Source organism: Mycoplana sp. ABR4_002 (genome assembly GCF_056159645.1).
Window position 1 is genome coordinate 2,929,590 of the sequence record NZ_JBSWVO010000001.1, and the last position, 14,259, is coordinate 2,943,848.

The 14,259-nt window shown below is 66.9% G+C and carries 14 protein-coding genes; 4 read left to right on the forward strand and 10 right to left on the reverse strand.

Annotation, left to right across the window (positions count from 1 at the left end; all coding sequences use genetic code 11):
- Window positions 1-63: 63 nt before the first annotated feature.
- A complete protein-coding gene (locus ACXAGF_RS14025) occupies window positions 64-504 on the forward strand; it encodes a MarR family winged helix-turn-helix transcriptional regulator (RefSeq protein ID WP_475017989.1) in 441 nt (146 codons plus the stop codon).
- Window positions 505-537: 33 nt separating this feature from the next.
- Here ACXAGF_RS14025 and der read toward each other — a convergent pair whose 3' ends face one another.
- The 3 genes from der to ACXAGF_RS14040 all read right to left on the reverse strand — a co-directional run bounded on the left by der (window position 538) and on the right by ACXAGF_RS14040 (window position 3,358).
- Complete coding sequence (gene der, locus ACXAGF_RS14030) at window positions 538-1,962, reverse strand: ribosome biogenesis GTPase Der (RefSeq protein ID WP_475017991.1); 1,425 nt, start codon at window positions 1,960-1,962, stop codon at window positions 538-540.
- A gap of 38 nt (window positions 1,963-2,000) precedes the next feature.
- Complete coding sequence (locus ACXAGF_RS14035) at window positions 2,001-2,672, reverse strand: tetratricopeptide repeat protein (protein WP_475017993.1); 672 nt, start codon at window positions 2,670-2,672, stop codon at window positions 2,001-2,003.
- A 101-nt stretch (window positions 2,673-2,773) separates the two neighbouring features.
- Entirely contained in the window at window positions 2,774-3,358 is a 585-nt protein-coding gene (locus ACXAGF_RS14040; RefSeq protein WP_475017995.1) for an NnrU family protein, read from the reverse strand.
- A gap of 141 nt (window positions 3,359-3,499) precedes the next feature.
- Here ACXAGF_RS14040 and ACXAGF_RS14045 point away from each other — a divergent pair, with 141 nt between their 5' ends.
- A complete protein-coding gene (locus tag ACXAGF_RS14045) occupies window positions 3,500-4,507 on the forward strand; it encodes a polysaccharide deacetylase family protein (RefSeq protein ID WP_475017998.1) in 1,008 nt (335 codons plus the stop codon).
- A 3-nt stretch (window positions 4,508-4,510) separates the two neighbouring features.
- Here ACXAGF_RS14045 and sbmA read toward each other — a convergent pair whose 3' ends face one another.
- From sbmA to ACXAGF_RS14075, 6 genes are all read right to left on the reverse strand, one after another.
- Entirely contained in the window at window positions 4,511-5,776 is a 1,266-nt protein-coding gene (gene sbmA, locus ACXAGF_RS14050; RefSeq protein ID WP_475018000.1) for a peptide antibiotic transporter SbmA, read from the reverse strand.
- A gap of 95 nt (window positions 5,777-5,871) precedes the next feature.
- A complete protein-coding gene (locus ACXAGF_RS14055) occupies window positions 5,872-7,026 on the reverse strand; it encodes a YbfB/YjiJ family MFS transporter (protein ID WP_475018002.1) in 1,155 nt (384 codons plus the stop codon).
- 128 nt (window positions 7,027-7,154) lie between these two features.
- The gene (map, locus tag ACXAGF_RS14060) at window positions 7,155-7,904 is read right to left on the reverse strand and encodes a type I methionyl aminopeptidase (RefSeq protein ID WP_475018004.1); all 750 of its coding nucleotides are present in this window, start codon (window positions 7,902-7,904) and stop codon (window positions 7,155-7,157) included.
- 120 nt (window positions 7,905-8,024) lie between these two features.
- Window positions 8,025-8,510: an SRPBCC family protein gene (locus ACXAGF_RS14065; RefSeq protein WP_475018006.1), complete on the reverse strand. Its 486-nt coding sequence runs from the start codon at window positions 8,508-8,510 to the stop codon at window positions 8,025-8,027.
- Between the two features lie 84 nt (window positions 8,511-8,594).
- The gene (locus tag ACXAGF_RS14070) at window positions 8,595-9,848 is read right to left on the reverse strand and encodes an RNA polymerase sigma factor (protein ID WP_475018008.1); all 1,254 of its coding nucleotides are present in this window, start codon (window positions 9,846-9,848) and stop codon (window positions 8,595-8,597) included.
- The gene (locus ACXAGF_RS14075; RefSeq protein ID WP_475018010.1) at window positions 9,845-10,225 is read right to left on the reverse strand and encodes a YciI family protein; all 381 of its coding nucleotides are present in this window, start codon (window positions 10,223-10,225) and stop codon (window positions 9,845-9,847) included. Before ACXAGF_RS14075 ends, ACXAGF_RS14070 begins: the two co-directional genes overlap by 4 nt.
- Window positions 10,226-10,372: 147 nt before the next feature.
- Between ACXAGF_RS14075 and ACXAGF_RS14080 the strand changes: the two genes are divergently transcribed.
- The gene (locus ACXAGF_RS14080) at window positions 10,373-11,701 is read left to right on the forward strand and encodes an adenylate/guanylate cyclase domain-containing protein (RefSeq protein ID WP_475018012.1); all 1,329 of its coding nucleotides are present in this window, start codon (window positions 10,373-10,375) and stop codon (window positions 11,699-11,701) included.
- Between the two features lie 51 nt (window positions 11,702-11,752).
- Here the strand turns inward: ACXAGF_RS14080 and glpK are convergent, their stop codons facing one another.
- Entirely contained in the window at window positions 11,753-13,246 is a 1,494-nt protein-coding gene (gene glpK, locus ACXAGF_RS14085) for a glycerol kinase GlpK (RefSeq protein ID WP_475018014.1), read from the reverse strand.
- Between the two features lie 229 nt (window positions 13,247-13,475).
- On the opposite strand from glpK, the gene ACXAGF_RS14090 reads away from it, so the two are divergent.
- A complete protein-coding gene (locus ACXAGF_RS14090; protein WP_475018016.1) occupies window positions 13,476-14,249 on the forward strand; it encodes a 3-hydroxybutyrate dehydrogenase in 774 nt (257 codons plus the stop codon).
- Window positions 14,250-14,259: the final 10 nt, after the last annotated feature.

The following is a 14,259-nucleotide window of genomic DNA, read 5'->3' on the forward strand; positions in this document are numbered from 1 at the left end:
CGCATTCTTGAGGCGCAGTGCGTGGCCCGGCCGCGAGCGAGATCATGCGCCGGGATCACGACCATGAACGACAACAAGCTTGCGCTCGACGGTTTCGTCTGCTTTGCGCTCTATTCCGCCACCCACGCCCTGAACAGGCTGTACAAGCCGCTGCTCGATGCGCTGGGGCTGACCTACCCGCAATACCTCGTGATGGTCACGCTCTGGACAGAGGACGGCCAGACCGTGGGCAGCATCGGCGAAAAGCTCTTCCTTGAATCCAGCACGCTGACGCCGCTTCTCAAGCGCCTCGAGGTGGCAGGTCTCGTCAAGCGCGAGCGCAGCAAGGAAGACGAGCGCCAGGTGCTGATCCGGCTGACCTCGACGGGTGTGGCGCTGAAGGTGAAGGCCGAATCCATCCCGGCCTGCATCGTCGCGGCGTCCGGCACGACGGCCGACCATATCGAACGGCTGAAGACGGAGATCGTCGCGCTGCGCGACGCATTCAACAAGAGCGCCGCCTGAGCAGCCGCTGAAGGCCGCGATGGCAATCGCCCATCAGCGCTTCTTGCGCTTCGATTCGAACGGATTTTCCGACGCCCGGAAGTGGATGCGGATCGGCACGCCGGGCAGCTCGAAGTCGTTGCGCAGGCCGTTTGTCAGGTAGCGGACGTAGGACTCGGGCAGTGCGTCCGGACGCGTGCAGGAGATCATGAAGCCGGGCGGACGCGCCTTCACCTGCGTCATGTATTTCAGCTTCAGGCGGCGGCCGGACACGGCCGGCGGCGGATGCTGGATCTGCTGCGCCTCGAGCCAGCGATTGAGCCTCGCCGTGGAGATTCGGCGGTTCCAGACGCGGTCGGTGTCGATGATCGACTGCATCAGCTTGTCGAGACCCCGCCCGGTCTGGCCGGAGATCGGCACCGCACGGATGCCGCGCGCCTGCGGCAGCAGCCGCTCGGTCTTCTCGCGCAGGTCCGCCAGCACGGCCTGCGGGTCGTCGATCAGGTCCCACTTGTTGAAGGCGAGCACGGCCGCGCGTCCCTCGCGCAGGACGAGATCGACGATCTGCAGGTCCTGCTTTTCGAACGGGATGGTGGCGTCGAAGACGATCACGACCGTCTCGGCGAAGCGAATGGCGCGCAGGCCGTCCGCGACAGACAGCTTCTCCAGTTTCTCCTGCACCTTCGCCTTGCGGCGCATGCCGGCGGTATCGAACATCTTGATGGTGCGGCCGCGCCAGTCCCATTCCACCGAGATGGAGTCTCGGGTGATCCCCGCCTCCGGGCCCGTCAGCAACCGGTCCTCGCCGAGGAAGCGGTTGATCAGCGTCGACTTGCCGGCATTCGGCCGGCCGACGATGGCAACGCGCAGCGGTTTTGTCTCGTCGTAGCCGGGCTCTTCTTCGTCTTCGCCATCCGAAGCGGTCTGCGGCACGTCGACGTCCGTCAGCGCCTCGTCTTCGCCCTTCGGCGGGAAGGCCCGGTCCTCGCCGATCGCCGCAACGATGGCGTCGCGCAGGTCGAGCATGCCCTGCCCGTGCTCGGCGGAGATTGGCACGGGTTCGCCAAGGCCGAGCGTGAAGGCATCGTAGAATCCGGCGTCCGAACCACGCGCCTCGGACTTGTTGGCGACCAGCACCACCGGTCTGCCATGCCGGCGCAGCATCTCGGCCAGTGCCTGGTCGACCGGTGTCAGCCCGGTCTTGGCATCGACGATGAACAGCGCGATGTCCGCCTCGTCGATCGCGGCCTCGGTCTGCGCCCGCATGCGTCCCTGCAGCGTTTCCGGGGCGGCCTCTTCGAGGCCGGCCGTGTCGACGACGCGGAAGCGCAGGTCGACCAGCTTTGCCTCGCCCGGACGGCGATCGCGGGTGACGCCCGGCGTGTCGTCGACGAGCGCGAGCTTCTTGCCCACCAGCCGGTTGAACAGCGTGGACTTGCCGACATTGGGGCGCCCGACGATGGCGACGGTGAAGCTCATGGGACGTTCCGTTCCGATTGGGCCGCGCGACCGCGGCGTCAGGAGGCCTTGCCGCCGGCGGCGATCAGGTCCAGCATCATCTGCGCGCGACTGGCGACATTGCGCGGGCTTTCGCCGTCGCCGGTGATCTGCTCGAACCACTCCTTGGCGCGATCGAAGTCACCGTGCTTGTAGGCGGACAGGCCGAGCACCTCGCGCGCCGAATGACGCATGGGGCTGGCCGGATTGGTGAGTTGCTCGGCCTCCGCCGAGATCTCGTCGTAGGACCCGCCGTCAACGAGAAGGTAGGCCGCGCGCAGGCGGGCGACGTCCCGCAGCGCCTGCGGCAGCGTCCCGTCCCGGGCGAGCGACTGGAAAGCCGCGACCGCGCCGGTCGTGTCGCCGTTTTCCGCGAGCAGCGAAGCTGTGCGCATACGGGCGAGCACCGGATAGGCGCCAAAGCCGTCCTTCTCCAGGGCGGCGAGTTGCTGCTGGCCCTCCTCCCTGTTGCCCTCGCGGATCTCGGTCAGCGCCGAGAGGAACCTGTCGCCGGCGGCCGAGGCCTCGGTTTCGCGCCAGTACTCGTAGGTGACCTTGCCGATCGTGCCGAGAACGAGAAGCACGGCGGCGCCGATGAGGACGCGGCCGAACCGCCGCCAGATGGCGCGCATCTGGTCGGATCGGAGTTCCTCATTGACCTCGCGGATAAAGCTGTCGTCCTGGTTTGCCATTCTCGGTCCGGCTCTCACTCAAAATTGGATTTCGCGCCTTCTACCCGATTTTCGCCGGCTTGTAAGGGGGCCGCGGCGAATTCCGGCCGCGGCCGCGACGGTCACGCCATCGGCGCGACGCCGATCAGCCATTCATGCAGCCCCAGCAGGATCACGGCGTAAAGCGCGACGCCGAGCACGACCGCCATCAGGTCGTAGCGCGCGGACACGAACGCCGGCAGCTGCGTCTCGCCGGCGGCGACCCGCCGCTTCAGCGAGATGCGCAGGATGACCGCCCAGGCGAGGATCGCCCCGAATAGCAGCACCGAATAGCTCTCGCCATTGGCAAGCAGATGTGCGAACGCCCACAGCTTGATCGCACCGATCGCCGGGAACTTCAGCTTGGCGCGGATATGGCCGGCGGGCAGAAAGGCCGCGGCCAGACAGATGCTGGCGATCGGCAGCAGCGTCAGGGCGATATGTGAAAGGAACATCGGCGGCTGGTAGAGCATGGTGCCGCCGGCCGCGCGCGCCGCGGCGAAGCCATAGGCCATCATCGCCAGGCTGACCAGCGAGACGATGCCGTGCACCGCCATGAAGCCGGGCTTGCCGAGGCGCTCGATCGCGCCGGTACGCAATCCAGGCGCGAAGGGGCGAACCAGATGAGTGGCGATGAAGAGAACGATGCCGGCAACCAGCAAAACCATGAATATCCGCCTTCCGTCTTTGCTATCCGGTCCGCGACCGTTGCCCTGGGATAGCGCTACCCACAGGTAAATGCCAGTGCGAACACGGCTTTGCCGCATTCGCGCCGGATCAACCGCCCTTTGCAAATTGTCGCGGTTGTCATGATTCGTTCGGTCCTTTCGCTCGCCCTTGCCCTCTCCCTCGCCGGTTCTCCGGCTGTTGCGCGCGATTCCGGACCCGCCGGCGGCAAGCCGCAGCAACTGGTCGTCGTCTCGTTCGACGGCGCCCACGACAACGCGCTGTGGCGGCGCAGCCGGGACATGGCCAAGCGCACCGGCGCGCATTTCACCTACTTCCTGTCCTGCACCTTCCTGATGACGAAGGCCGACCGCAAGGCCTACCAGGCGCCGCACGAGCAGCGCGGCAGGTCGAATGTCGGCTTCGCACCCGACGACGCCGACGTGGTGGCGCGGCTCGACGAGATCTGGCTTGCCCGCAGCGAGGGTCACGACATCGGCAGCCATGCCTGCGGTCATTTCGACGGCGGCAAGTGGAGCGCCGAGGACTGGGCCCAGGAATTTGATCTGTTCCGCAGCACGCTGCGCGATGCCTGGCAGAATGCCGGCGTGCCCGAACGCGAGCCGCTGGAATGGAAGGACTTTGCCGAGACCGAAATTCTGGGATTCCGCGCCCCGTACCTGTCGACCAGCCCGGCGCTGGCCGAAGCGCTGCGCCGTTTCGGCTTCCGCTACGACGCCAGCGAAGTCTCCAAGGGGCCGGCCCTTCCGCGCCGGCGCGACGGCCTTGTCCACTTTGCCCTGCCGCTGGTCGCGGAAGGGCCCAGCGGCAGGCCGGTGATCGCGATGGACTACAATCTCTTCGTCCGCCACTCGCTCGGCATCGAGGACAAGAAGAACAGCGCCCGCTTCGAGGAGCGGACCATCGCCGCCTACCGCGCCGCCTTCGAGCGGCAGTATGCGGGCGCACGCATCCCGCTGCAGCTCGGCTTCCATTTCGTCGAAATGAACGGCGGCGCCTATTGGCGCGCGCTCGACCGTTTCCTGACCGAGGTCTGCGGCAAGCGCGATGTCGCCTGCGTCAGCCATCGCGAAGCGATGGCCATCCTGGAACAGAGGACGCCGGCGCGGGCCGCCGCAGAGGCTCTCTGATCTCTACCGCGCCAGTTCCTCGACGCCGCCGGCGGCGATGAACTGCTCGTCGATTTCCGGCAGCGGCTTGTCGTCCATCGCCGCTTCGAACGCCTTCAGGCGCTTGTAGATCGAAATCAGCTCGATCACCGTCGGCCAGGAGTTGACGAGATACTGGAACGAGTTGGTCACCTGCGAGAAGGCGCCCTGGATCTGCTGCATCAGGCCGAATGTGATGGTGGCCGCGACGATCGAAGGCACGAGCAGGAACGTCGAGAAGATCACGTCCGTCTGCAGGTAGAAATAGCGGGCGACGTTGAAATACATGTAGTGGAAGTAGAGCCGGAAATAGTTCTTGCGGACATTGTCGAACAGCTCCCGCACCGTGGGCGGCTGGGCCCGGTCGGCATGATCCTCGCCATAGACGAGTTCCTTGCGATAGGCGGCCTCGACCCGCTGGTTGCGGAACTCCAGCCCTGGCAGCTTGACGCCCACGAGGGCCAGCATCGCCGTTCCGAAGATCGACCAGAAGATCGCCGCCGTCACCAGCGGAAAGGGAATCGCGCCGACGACCGGCAGTTCCGCGATGCTGGCCGAAAGCGCATGCAGCACCGGCAGGAACGCGATCAGCGTCATGAAGGAATCGACGAGACGGATGCCAAGCCCCTCCACGGTGCTGGCAAAGCGCATCGTGTCTTCTTGGATACGCTGCGAGGCGCCCTCGATGTGGCGCACCCGCGTCCAGACCGAGACGTAGTAGTCGTTCATCGCATTGCGCCAGCGGAAGACGTAGTGGCTGGTGAAGAAGGCGATGAAGACCGCCGTGATGATCGATACGGTCGCGAGCTGGAAGAAGACGAACACGTAGCCGTAGATTTCGTCGTAGCCGACGGTGTTCGGCGCCTTCAGCGCCTCGACGATGCGGTCATAGAACGGCCGGCGCCAGTTGTTCACCGCCACGCTGATGTCGACCGAAAAATAGACCGAGAACATCAGGAAGGCAGAGCCCCAGATCGACCACAGGCGCCAGGGCTGATGGGCGGCGCGGTAGTGCCAGTAGGCGCAGAAGACCACGATAGAGGCGATGAAGTAGAGGTAGAACCAGATCGAGGCGGTGGTGAAGAAGTGCCCGAGGCCGATCGGCGCCTCCTGCCCTTCCGCGAGCGGCGGCAAGCCGATCGCCGTGCCGAGGTTTTCGCCGAACAGGTACCAGAAAGCGACCACCACGGCCGTCCAGAGCAGCGCGGACAGGAAGAAAATTTTCGGCTGGGGAAAGAAGGAGTGAAACACGGTCGTCGTCTCTCGTTGCGCGAACGGGGCGTCCGTTCCGGGGTTGCCGGAACCTAGAGCAGTTTCCCGATGGCAACAATCGCTGCCGCCTTTCATTACCGAGATTTAATCAACGCCCTTGCGCTTGCGGGCAATGTTGCGACCACCGCAATGCCCAGCACGCCCGACGCCAGCAGGCTGGGAAGGCCGTATCCGCCGCTGCGCGCCGCCAGCCACCCGGCGGCGATCGGTCCGACGATTTGCCCGACCCCGAAGGCTGCGGTCATCATTGCCAGTGACCGGCGCGGGCTGGCCGGCGCCATTGCGCGGCCGAGCTGCAGGCCGTAGGCCGTGATCGTGACGAAGGTGGCGCCGAGTAGCACGCCGCCCAACAGCACCGAGGCCGGTGCCGGCAGCACCGCCGTCGCCGCGACGCCGAGCGCCTCGGCCACCAGCGCCGTGCGGTAGACGCCGAGTGCACCCAGCCGGCGTTCGGGCCATCGCCACGCGAGCAGCGAAAACGCCGCGGTCAGACCGGTGACGAACCAAGTCAGCCCCTCGAGCAACCGGTCGCCGCCGCCCTCCCGCGCGATCGCGACGATGAAGGTGGCGGTAACCACATAGCCGATTCCGAACAGACCATAGCTGAGTGTGAGGGCCGCGAGCGGCCGCGTCCAGGACAGGGGCGGCTCCGGCCGGGGCTCGCTGCCGCCCGCCGCCGTCCGCGGCAACAGCGGACCGACCACCAACACCGCAAGGAAGGCCAGTCCGGCGGCGACGAACCAGTCGCGTCGCCATCCCGCCATCCCCGCCGGGTCGAACGACGAGAGCGCGACGACCAGCACCGACGACAGCGCGATGCCCGCGCCGACGCCTGAGAAATGGATGACCGGTACACGCCTGTCCGCCGCGGCGAGACCGAAGGAAAGCACGATGCCGGAGGTGAACACCAGCCCGAAGGCGCTGGCGACGCCGGCCAAAAAGCGGATGCCGACGAAGGCGGGGATCGAGCTTGCCAATCCCATCGCGGCGAGCAGGAGGGCGTTCGCGGCCAGCGCGGCAAGCGCGAGCCGCCGTTCGCGCCCGGCCGCCCAGCCGTATCCCGCCAGCACGGCGCCGGCGAGGTAGCCGGCGAAGTTGGCCGCGGCGATCAGCCCGCTTTCGGCCGGGTCGAGACCAAGATCCGCCATCATCGCCGGCAGCACCGGGGTGTAGAAGAACCGGCCAAACCCCATGATCGACGCGAGCGTTATCGCTCCCGCCCATGCCACCGGCAATGGCCGGGCAACATTCGCTCTGGGGTCCTGTAGCATGCCGGCAGTTTATTGCCCTGCAGCATGCCGGGACAAACGAGTAAAACTGAAGCCTCGGACCAATTTTCCTGAAGGCCGGGCCGATCCTATCCCGGCAGCGTCAGAATCAGCGGACCATTCCTCGTCGCGACCACGGTGTGCTCGAACTGCACGGTCGGCGCCCGCGGGTCGCTATAGAGCGTCCAGGCGTCGTCGCCGTTCTCTGCCCAGTTGGCGCCGAGCGACAGGAACGGCTCGACCGTGAACACCTGTCCTTCGGTCATCACCCGCTTCTCGCGCGGATCGGGCCATGTGGCGATCTCCGACGGTTCCTCGTGCAGCGAGCGGCCGACACCGTGGCTGGCAAGGTTGGTGATCAGCGTGTAGCGGTTCTTGCGGGCGAAGGCGCCGATCGCGTTGCCGATGGCCGCGTACGGCTTGCCGGTCCTGATCTCCTTCAGCCCCACCCACAACGCGCGCTTGCCGTCGCGGCAGAGCCGTTCGGCGCCGGGTGCGACACGGCCGACCGGAAAGGACGCGCCGGTGTCGGCGAAATAGCCGCCGAGTTCGGCGGAGACGTCGATGTTGACGAGGTCGCCCTCGGCGATGACGCGCGTGCCGGGAATGCCGTGCGCGACCTCCTCGTTGACGCTGATGCAGGTGGCGCCGGGAAATTCATAGCAGCTCTCCGGCGCCGAGCGGGCGCCCGCCTGCTCCAGCATGCGCCGCCCGATCAGGTCTAGGTCCGCCGTGGTCATGCCGGGACGGATGGCGACGCCCATGTGCTGGAGCACGTTGCCGCACAGGCGGCCGACTGCCTGCATGCCGAGCAGGTCTTCGTCATTGTCGAGGGTCATCTTGTCTCGCTTTCGGCGGGCTCTTACCACGGCCCTGCGCCGGAAGCCATGCCGCCGGGCCGCTCCCCTGGCCGGGGAACGCCGAAGACCGCGCGAGCGGCGGTCTTCGAGCCGCCGACCCTACAGCCCGGACGCGACCGCTTCCAGCTGTTCGGCCACCTTGCCCCAGCCGTCGTGGAAGCCCATCTTTTCATGCGCCTGGCAGTCCTCGACGGTCCAGTGGCGGGCGATCGCCGTATAGCGCGTCCGGCCGTCGCCGAGGTCGTCAAAGATGATCTCGGCGGCGAAGAAGGCCTTCTCGGTCGGCTTCCAGTCCGGCCCGAAGGCATCGGTGAAGATCAGCCGCCGGTTCTCTTCGACCTTGAGCAGCACGCCGGTCGAGTCCATGTGGAAGTCGTTCGGCCCGCGCATGACGGTGCGGAACTTGCCGCCGTCACGTGGCTCGATCTCGACCAGGGGCGTCTCGTACGGCTTCGGCGCAAACCATTGCGTCATCAGCTCCGGCGTCGTCCATGCCTTGAAGAGCTGGGCCGGGGTGGCGTTCAGGACGCGGCTGAGCACCAATTCGCGCGCGTCGGCGGGTGTGGTCGTTACGGTCTGGTCCATGACTGTTTCCTCGTTCGGTTGTTGCGGCTTTTCGTCTCTAGGACGGGCGAGACCCGATCGGTCCGACAGCGGTCCGGCTTTTTTCTAGACGCCTGTGGCCATCTCGCGCGCCAGCCCGTCGAGATGCTGGCGGATGTGGGCCGCCTCGGCCGGCGTGGTCGCGAGCGCGATCGCGCGCTCGAACGCCTCGTGCGCTTCCCGGCGCCGCCCGAGCTGCTTCAGCAGCCCGCCGCGAAGCCCGTGGAAGTAGAAATAGCCGGACAGGCGGTCGGCCAGCGGGTCGACCAGTTCGAGCGCCGCCTGCGGCCCCTGCCGCTTCGCCACCGCGACCGCCCGGTTGAGCGTCACCACCGGGGACGGCTGCAGGCGCTCGAGCGCCTGGTAGAGCGCGTCGATTTCCTCCCAGTCGGTCTCCTCGGCGCTCCCGGCACGGGCGTGCAGCGCCGCGATCGCCGCCTGGATCTGGTAGGGACCGGGCGCGCGATGGCGGAGCGCCTTGTCGATCAGCGCCAGCGCCTCGCGGACCATCCGCGCATCCCACAGGCTGCGGTCCTGGTCCTCGAGCAGCACGATCTGGCCGTCGTCGTCGAACCGGGCCTTCAGCCGGGAGTGCTGCAGCAACAGCAGCGCGGTCAGGCCCATGATTTCCGGCTCCGACGGGAACAGGCGCAACAGCAGCCGGCCCAGCCGGATCGCCTCCTCGCAGAACGGCGTGTCCGCCCGCTGCCGGTCGACGGCCGAGTAACCCTCGTTGAAGACGAGATAGACCATCGAGGCGACGATGCCGAGGCGTTCGGCGCGCGAGGCCGCGTCCGGCGCCTCGAACGGCAGGCCGGCCGTTGCGATCTTCGCCTTGGCGCGGGTGATGCGCTGCTCCATCGCCGCTTCGGAGACGAGGAAGGCGCGCGCGATCTGGCGGACCGAGAGGCCGCAGACGATGCGCAGGGCGAGCGCGATCTGCTGGGTGGTCGGCAGGCCGGGCTGGCAGCAGACGAACAGGAGCCGCAGGATGTCGTCACGATAGTGCGAGCCGTCGAGCCGCTCGGCGAGGTCCCCCTCGACATCGTCAAGATCGGACAGCATCTCCTCCGGCGGCAGCGGCGCCTGCCGCGCACGCTTGCGCAGGCTGTCGATGCCGCTGTTGCGGCCGACGAAGATCAGCCAGGCCACCGGGTCGCGCGGCGGCCCCTTTTCCGGCCAGTTCTTCACCGCTCTCAGGCAGGCTTCCTGGAAGGCCTCCTCCGCGAGGTCGAGATCGCGGAAGTAACGCAGCAGCGCCCCCATCGCCTGCGGGCGGGCGGAAGTGAGCGCAACGTCGATCCAGCCAAGTTCGCTCACAGTGGCTCCAATGCTCCGCCGGGTTTGAAGACGCGCAGCGGCCGGATCTCGTAGGCGCCGGCGCCGGGGTTGGCGACGGCGAGTTCCTTGGCAAAGGCGATCGCCTCCTCGAGCGTCTCCACGTCCACGAGGAAGAAGCCGAGAAATTGCTCTTTCGTCTCGGCAAACGGGCCGTCGATGACGAAGCTCTCGCCCTGCGCCTTGCGCAGCGTCGTCGCCGCCGTGGTCGGCATCAGCCGGGCGACAGGTCCGAGCTTGCCCGCCTCGGCATACTTGCGCTCGACCGCAGCAAGGTCGGACATCACCCTGTCCTCCTCCTCCCGGCTCCAGGCGGCCACGGCCTCCTCGGAATTGTAGCAAAGAACGGCATACAGCATCGCATCCTCCTCGTTGGCTTGACGTAGCAGTAACGCCGAAACCGACAACGCGCATGCGAATTTCGTTCGATCTTTTCGCAGCCGCAACGCTCCCGCACGCGGCGAGGGCGCCTTGCCAATGCCTCGGCCGAGGCGGAAGATGCCTCTATGATCCCGAAGACACGCTACGCCCGCAGCGGGAATCTGAGCATTGCCTACCAGGTGGTCGGCAACGGGCCGATCGACATTGTTTACGTCCCCGGCTGGGTCTCCAACCTCGACCATGCCTGGAACCTGCCCAGCATGGTTCACGTCTTCGATCGGCTGAGCGCCTTTGCGCGCCTGATCATGTTCGACAAGCGCGGCACCGGGCTCTCGGATCGCATCATCGGCCCTGCATCGATCGGGGATCGCATGCAGGACCTGAACGCCGTCCTGTCCGCGGTCGGATCCGCACGCGCGGCGTTGTTCGGAACGTCGGAAGGGGGCAGCCTGTGCATGCAGTTCGCCGCGACATGTCCGGAACAAGCGACGGCCCTGGTGCTTCATGGCGCCTATGCGCGGGGTCGCTGGGCGCATGACTATCCCTGGGCCAGGACGCCGGACCAGATCGAGGAAGAACTGGAGAAGATCGCCCTCGACTGGGGCGGGCCGTTCGACCTCTCCAATGCGGCACCCAGCCTGGTCAAGGATGAACAGACGGCCGAACTGCTCGCCTCGTATCTGCGGAACGCTGCCGCGCCGCAGGACGCGATCGCGCTCTGGCGCTGGAGCACGGAGGTCGACGTACGGGACATCCTGCCGACGATCAGGGCGCCGACCCTGGTCCTCAGCCGATCCGGCGATCGCTGGGTACGGCCGGAGGAAGGCCGATATCTCGCCGATCACATCGCCGGCGCCCGATATGTCGTGCTACCGGGCGACGACCACGTGATCTGGGCCGGGGACACCGACCGCGCGCTCGACGAGATCGAGGAATTTTTGACCGGAGAGCGCCCCCGAGCGGTCGTCGAACGCGTCCTGCTGACCGTCCTCTTCACCGACATCGTCGGATCGACGTCGCTGGCCGCCCGTCTCGGCGACCGCGAATGGACCGCACTTCTCAGGCGTCACGACGACGCCATCCGCTCAGAGTTGCAGCGCCACGGCGGCAGGGAGATCAAGATGACCGGCGACGGCCTGCTTGCCACCTTCCCGGGACCGACCCCGGCGATCCGATGCGCCGGTGCAATCTCGGAACGACTCGCCGCGCTCGGCCTCTCCATTCGCGCTGCGGCGCATACCGGGGAGTGCGAGATGCGGGACAGCGATGTCGGCGGGCTCGCCGTTCACATTGCCTCGCGCATTCTTGATGAAGCCGCGGCCGGCGAACTTCTGGTGTCGCGCACGGTTCGCGACCTCGTCGCCGGATCCGGCACGATGTTTTCGGAACGTCTCCCAAGGACATTGCGGGACGTTCCGGGAACGTGGGAACTCTATGCCGTGCAGCGGCCCTGAGCGCCGAGCCCGTTCGCCGCCCCAATACCGTCGGTCATGCACTCCGTCCGCCTAGCCGGCGCTCAGCGTCCGCCGCACCGCGTCCTTCCAGCCCTTAACCTTCGCGCCACGCGTCCCTTCGTCCATTTGCGGCTCGAAGCGGCGGTCACGGGCCCAGCCCTTGGCGAAGCCGGCCTTGTCGGGCCAGACCCCGGCGCGCTCCCCGGCCAGCCAGGCCGCGCCGAGCGCCGTCGTCTCCAGGATCGTCGGCCGGTCGACCGGCGCGTTCAGGATGTCGGCGAGCCGCTGCATCGTCCAGTCGGAGGCCACCATTCCGCCGTCGACGCGCAGCACCGTTTCGCTGCCGCCGTTCCGCCAGTCGCCGTGCATCGCGTCGAGCAGGTCGCGCGTCTGGTAGCAGACGGCCTCGAGCGCCGCCCGGGCGAACTCGGCGGGCCCGGTGCCGCGGGTCATGCCGAAGATCGCCGCGCGCGCATCGGGATCCCAGTGCGGCGCACCGAGGCCGGTAAAGGCCGGCACGAGATAGACCTGCTGCATCGGATCGGCCTTGGCCGCCAGCGCGCTCGCCTCGGAGGCGGTCTCGATCATCTTCAACTCGTCGCGCAGCCACTGCACCGCAGCGCCCGCGATGAAGATCGAGCCTTCGAGCGCGTAGGTGGTCTTGCCGTCCAGGCGATAGGCGATCGTGGTCAGCAGCCGGTTCTTCGAGCGCACCATGTCGGCGCCGGTATTGAGCAGCGCGAAGCAGCCGGTGCCGTAGGTCGACTTCATCATGCCGGGCTCGAAACAGGCCTGGCCGATCGTCGCCGCCTGCTGGTCGCCGGCCACGCCGAGGATCGGCACCGCTGCGCCGAAATGCTCCGGTTCGGTGACGCCGAAGTCGGCGGCGCAGTCGAGCACCTCCGGCAGCATCCCCTTCGGCACGTTCAGGATCGCAAGCAACTCCTCGTCCCAGCCGTTGTCGGCGATGTTGTACATCAGCGTGCGGCTGGCGTTGGTCGCATCGGTCTTGAACGACCGCCCGCCGGTCAGCCGCCAGATCAGGAAGCTATCGATCGTGCCGAAGCAGAGTTCGCCGCGCGCGGCGCGCCCGCGCGCGCCCTCGACGCTGTCGAGGATCCAGGCGAGTTTCGTGCCGGAAAAATAGGGGTCCAGCAGCAGCCCGGTCCGGGCGATGAAGATGTCTTCAAGGCCCTTGTTCTTCAGCTCTTCGCAATGGGCCGCCGTGCGCCGGTCCTGCCAGACGATCGCATTGTGGATCGGCCGGCCGGTTGCCCGGTCCCAGACCACGACCGTCTCGCGCTGGTTCGTGATGCCGATGGCGGACAGGTCGGCGGCGGCGACGCCGGCCTTTTCGAGCGCGGCACGGACCGACCAGATCACGCTGTTCCAGATCTCCTCGGGGTCGTGCTCGACCCAGCCGGACCGGGGAAACTGCTGGGTAAACTCACGCTGCCCGACACCCGCGATCTGCTGGTTGCCATCGAAGACGATCGCCCGGCTCGAGGTCGTGCCCTGGTCGATCGCGAGAATGTATCCACCCATGAAATCCTCCCGCCTGTGTCGGACCGCTCCCGATGGCCCTTCGAAAGTTTCAATACGACATCAAAACGAATGTCAAAAGAAAATAAATCGCAAGTCGACCGCGCCCGACCTCCCTGTTTTCTCCTTCCAAAAAGCCAATTGCAAGCCTTCGAGCTTTGCGCGTAGGCTGCTGCGACGCAGCACGGCCGGCAACGAGGACGGCCGGCGTGAATGCAGGGAGAGTTGTAAAATGAAAACAGCCGTCGTCACCGGTTCCACCAGCGGCATCGGGCTTGCGATCGCCAGTGCCTTTGCCAGGAACGGCGCCAATGTCGTGATCAACGGGCTCGGCGACCCGGCCGAGATCGACGCGACCCGCGAAAAGCTCGCTGGCCTCGGCAGCGGCAGGATCCTCTATCATCCCGCCGACATGACGAAACCCGCCGAGATCGCCGACCTGATCGCGACCGCCACCGCCGAGTTCGGCGGCGTCGACATCCTCGTCAACAATGCCGGCATCCAGCATGTCGAGAAGATCGAGGACTTCCCGGTCGAGAAGTGGGACCAGATCATCGCCATCAACCTGTCGAGTTCGTTCCACACCATCCGTGCCGCCATCCCCGGCATGAAGGCGAAGGGCTGGGGCCGGATCGTCAACATCGCCTCCGCCCACGGCCTCGTCGCCTCGCCCTTCAAGTCGGCCTATGTGGCGGCCAAGCATGGTATCATGGGCTTGACCAAGGCCGTCGCGCTGGAGGTCGCCGACCAGGGCATCACCGTCAACGCGATCTGCCCGGGCTATGTGCTGACGCCGCTGGTGGAAAAGCAGATTCCCGACACCGCGCGCGCGCGCGGCATCAGCGAGGCACAGGTGAAGTCGGACGTCATGTTGAAGTTCCAGCCGACCAAGGAGTTCGTGTCCGTCGAGGAGATCGCGGAAGCGGCCACGTTCCTTGCCAGCGACGCGGCCCGATCGATCACCGGCACGCACATCTCCATCGACGGCGGCTGGACGGCGCAATAGCACGCAAAGG

Coding starts and splice junctions, on each gene's coding strand:
- ACXAGF_RS14080 (WP_475018012.1), top strand. CDS start 10,373: ATGATCCCGAAGACACGCTACGCCCGCAGCGGGAATCTGAGCATTGCC.
- map (WP_475018004.1), bottom strand. CDS start 7,904: ATGACCCTCGACAATGACGAAGACCTGCTCGGCATGCAGGCAGTCGGC.
- ACXAGF_RS14065 (WP_475018006.1), bottom strand. CDS start 8,510: ATGGACCAGACCGTAACGACCACACCCGCCGACGCGCGCGAATTGGTG.
- der (WP_475017991.1), bottom strand. CDS start 1,962: ATGAGCTTCACCGTCGCCATCGTCGGGCGCCCCAATGTCGGCAAGTCC.
- glpK (WP_475018014.1), bottom strand. CDS start 13,246: ATGGGTGGATACATTCTCGCGATCGACCAGGGCACGACCTCGAGCCGG.
- ACXAGF_RS14035 (WP_475017993.1), bottom strand. CDS start 2,672: ATGGCAAACCAGGACGACAGCTTTATCCGCGAGGTCAATGAGGAACTC.
- ACXAGF_RS14090 (WP_475018016.1), top strand. CDS start 13,476: ATGAAAACAGCCGTCGTCACCGGTTCCACCAGCGGCATCGGGCTTGCG.
- ACXAGF_RS14045 (WP_475017998.1), top strand. CDS start 3,500: ATGATTCGTTCGGTCCTTTCGCTCGCCCTTGCCCTCTCCCTCGCCGGT.
- ACXAGF_RS14040 (WP_475017995.1), bottom strand. CDS start 3,358: ATGGTTTTGCTGGTTGCCGGCATCGTTCTCTTCATCGCCACTCATCTG.
- ACXAGF_RS14075 (WP_475018010.1), bottom strand. CDS start 10,225: ATGCTGTATGCCGTTCTTTGCTACAATTCCGAGGAGGCCGTGGCCGCC.
- ACXAGF_RS14025 (WP_475017989.1), top strand. CDS start 64: ATGAACGACAACAAGCTTGCGCTCGACGGTTTCGTCTGCTTTGCGCTC.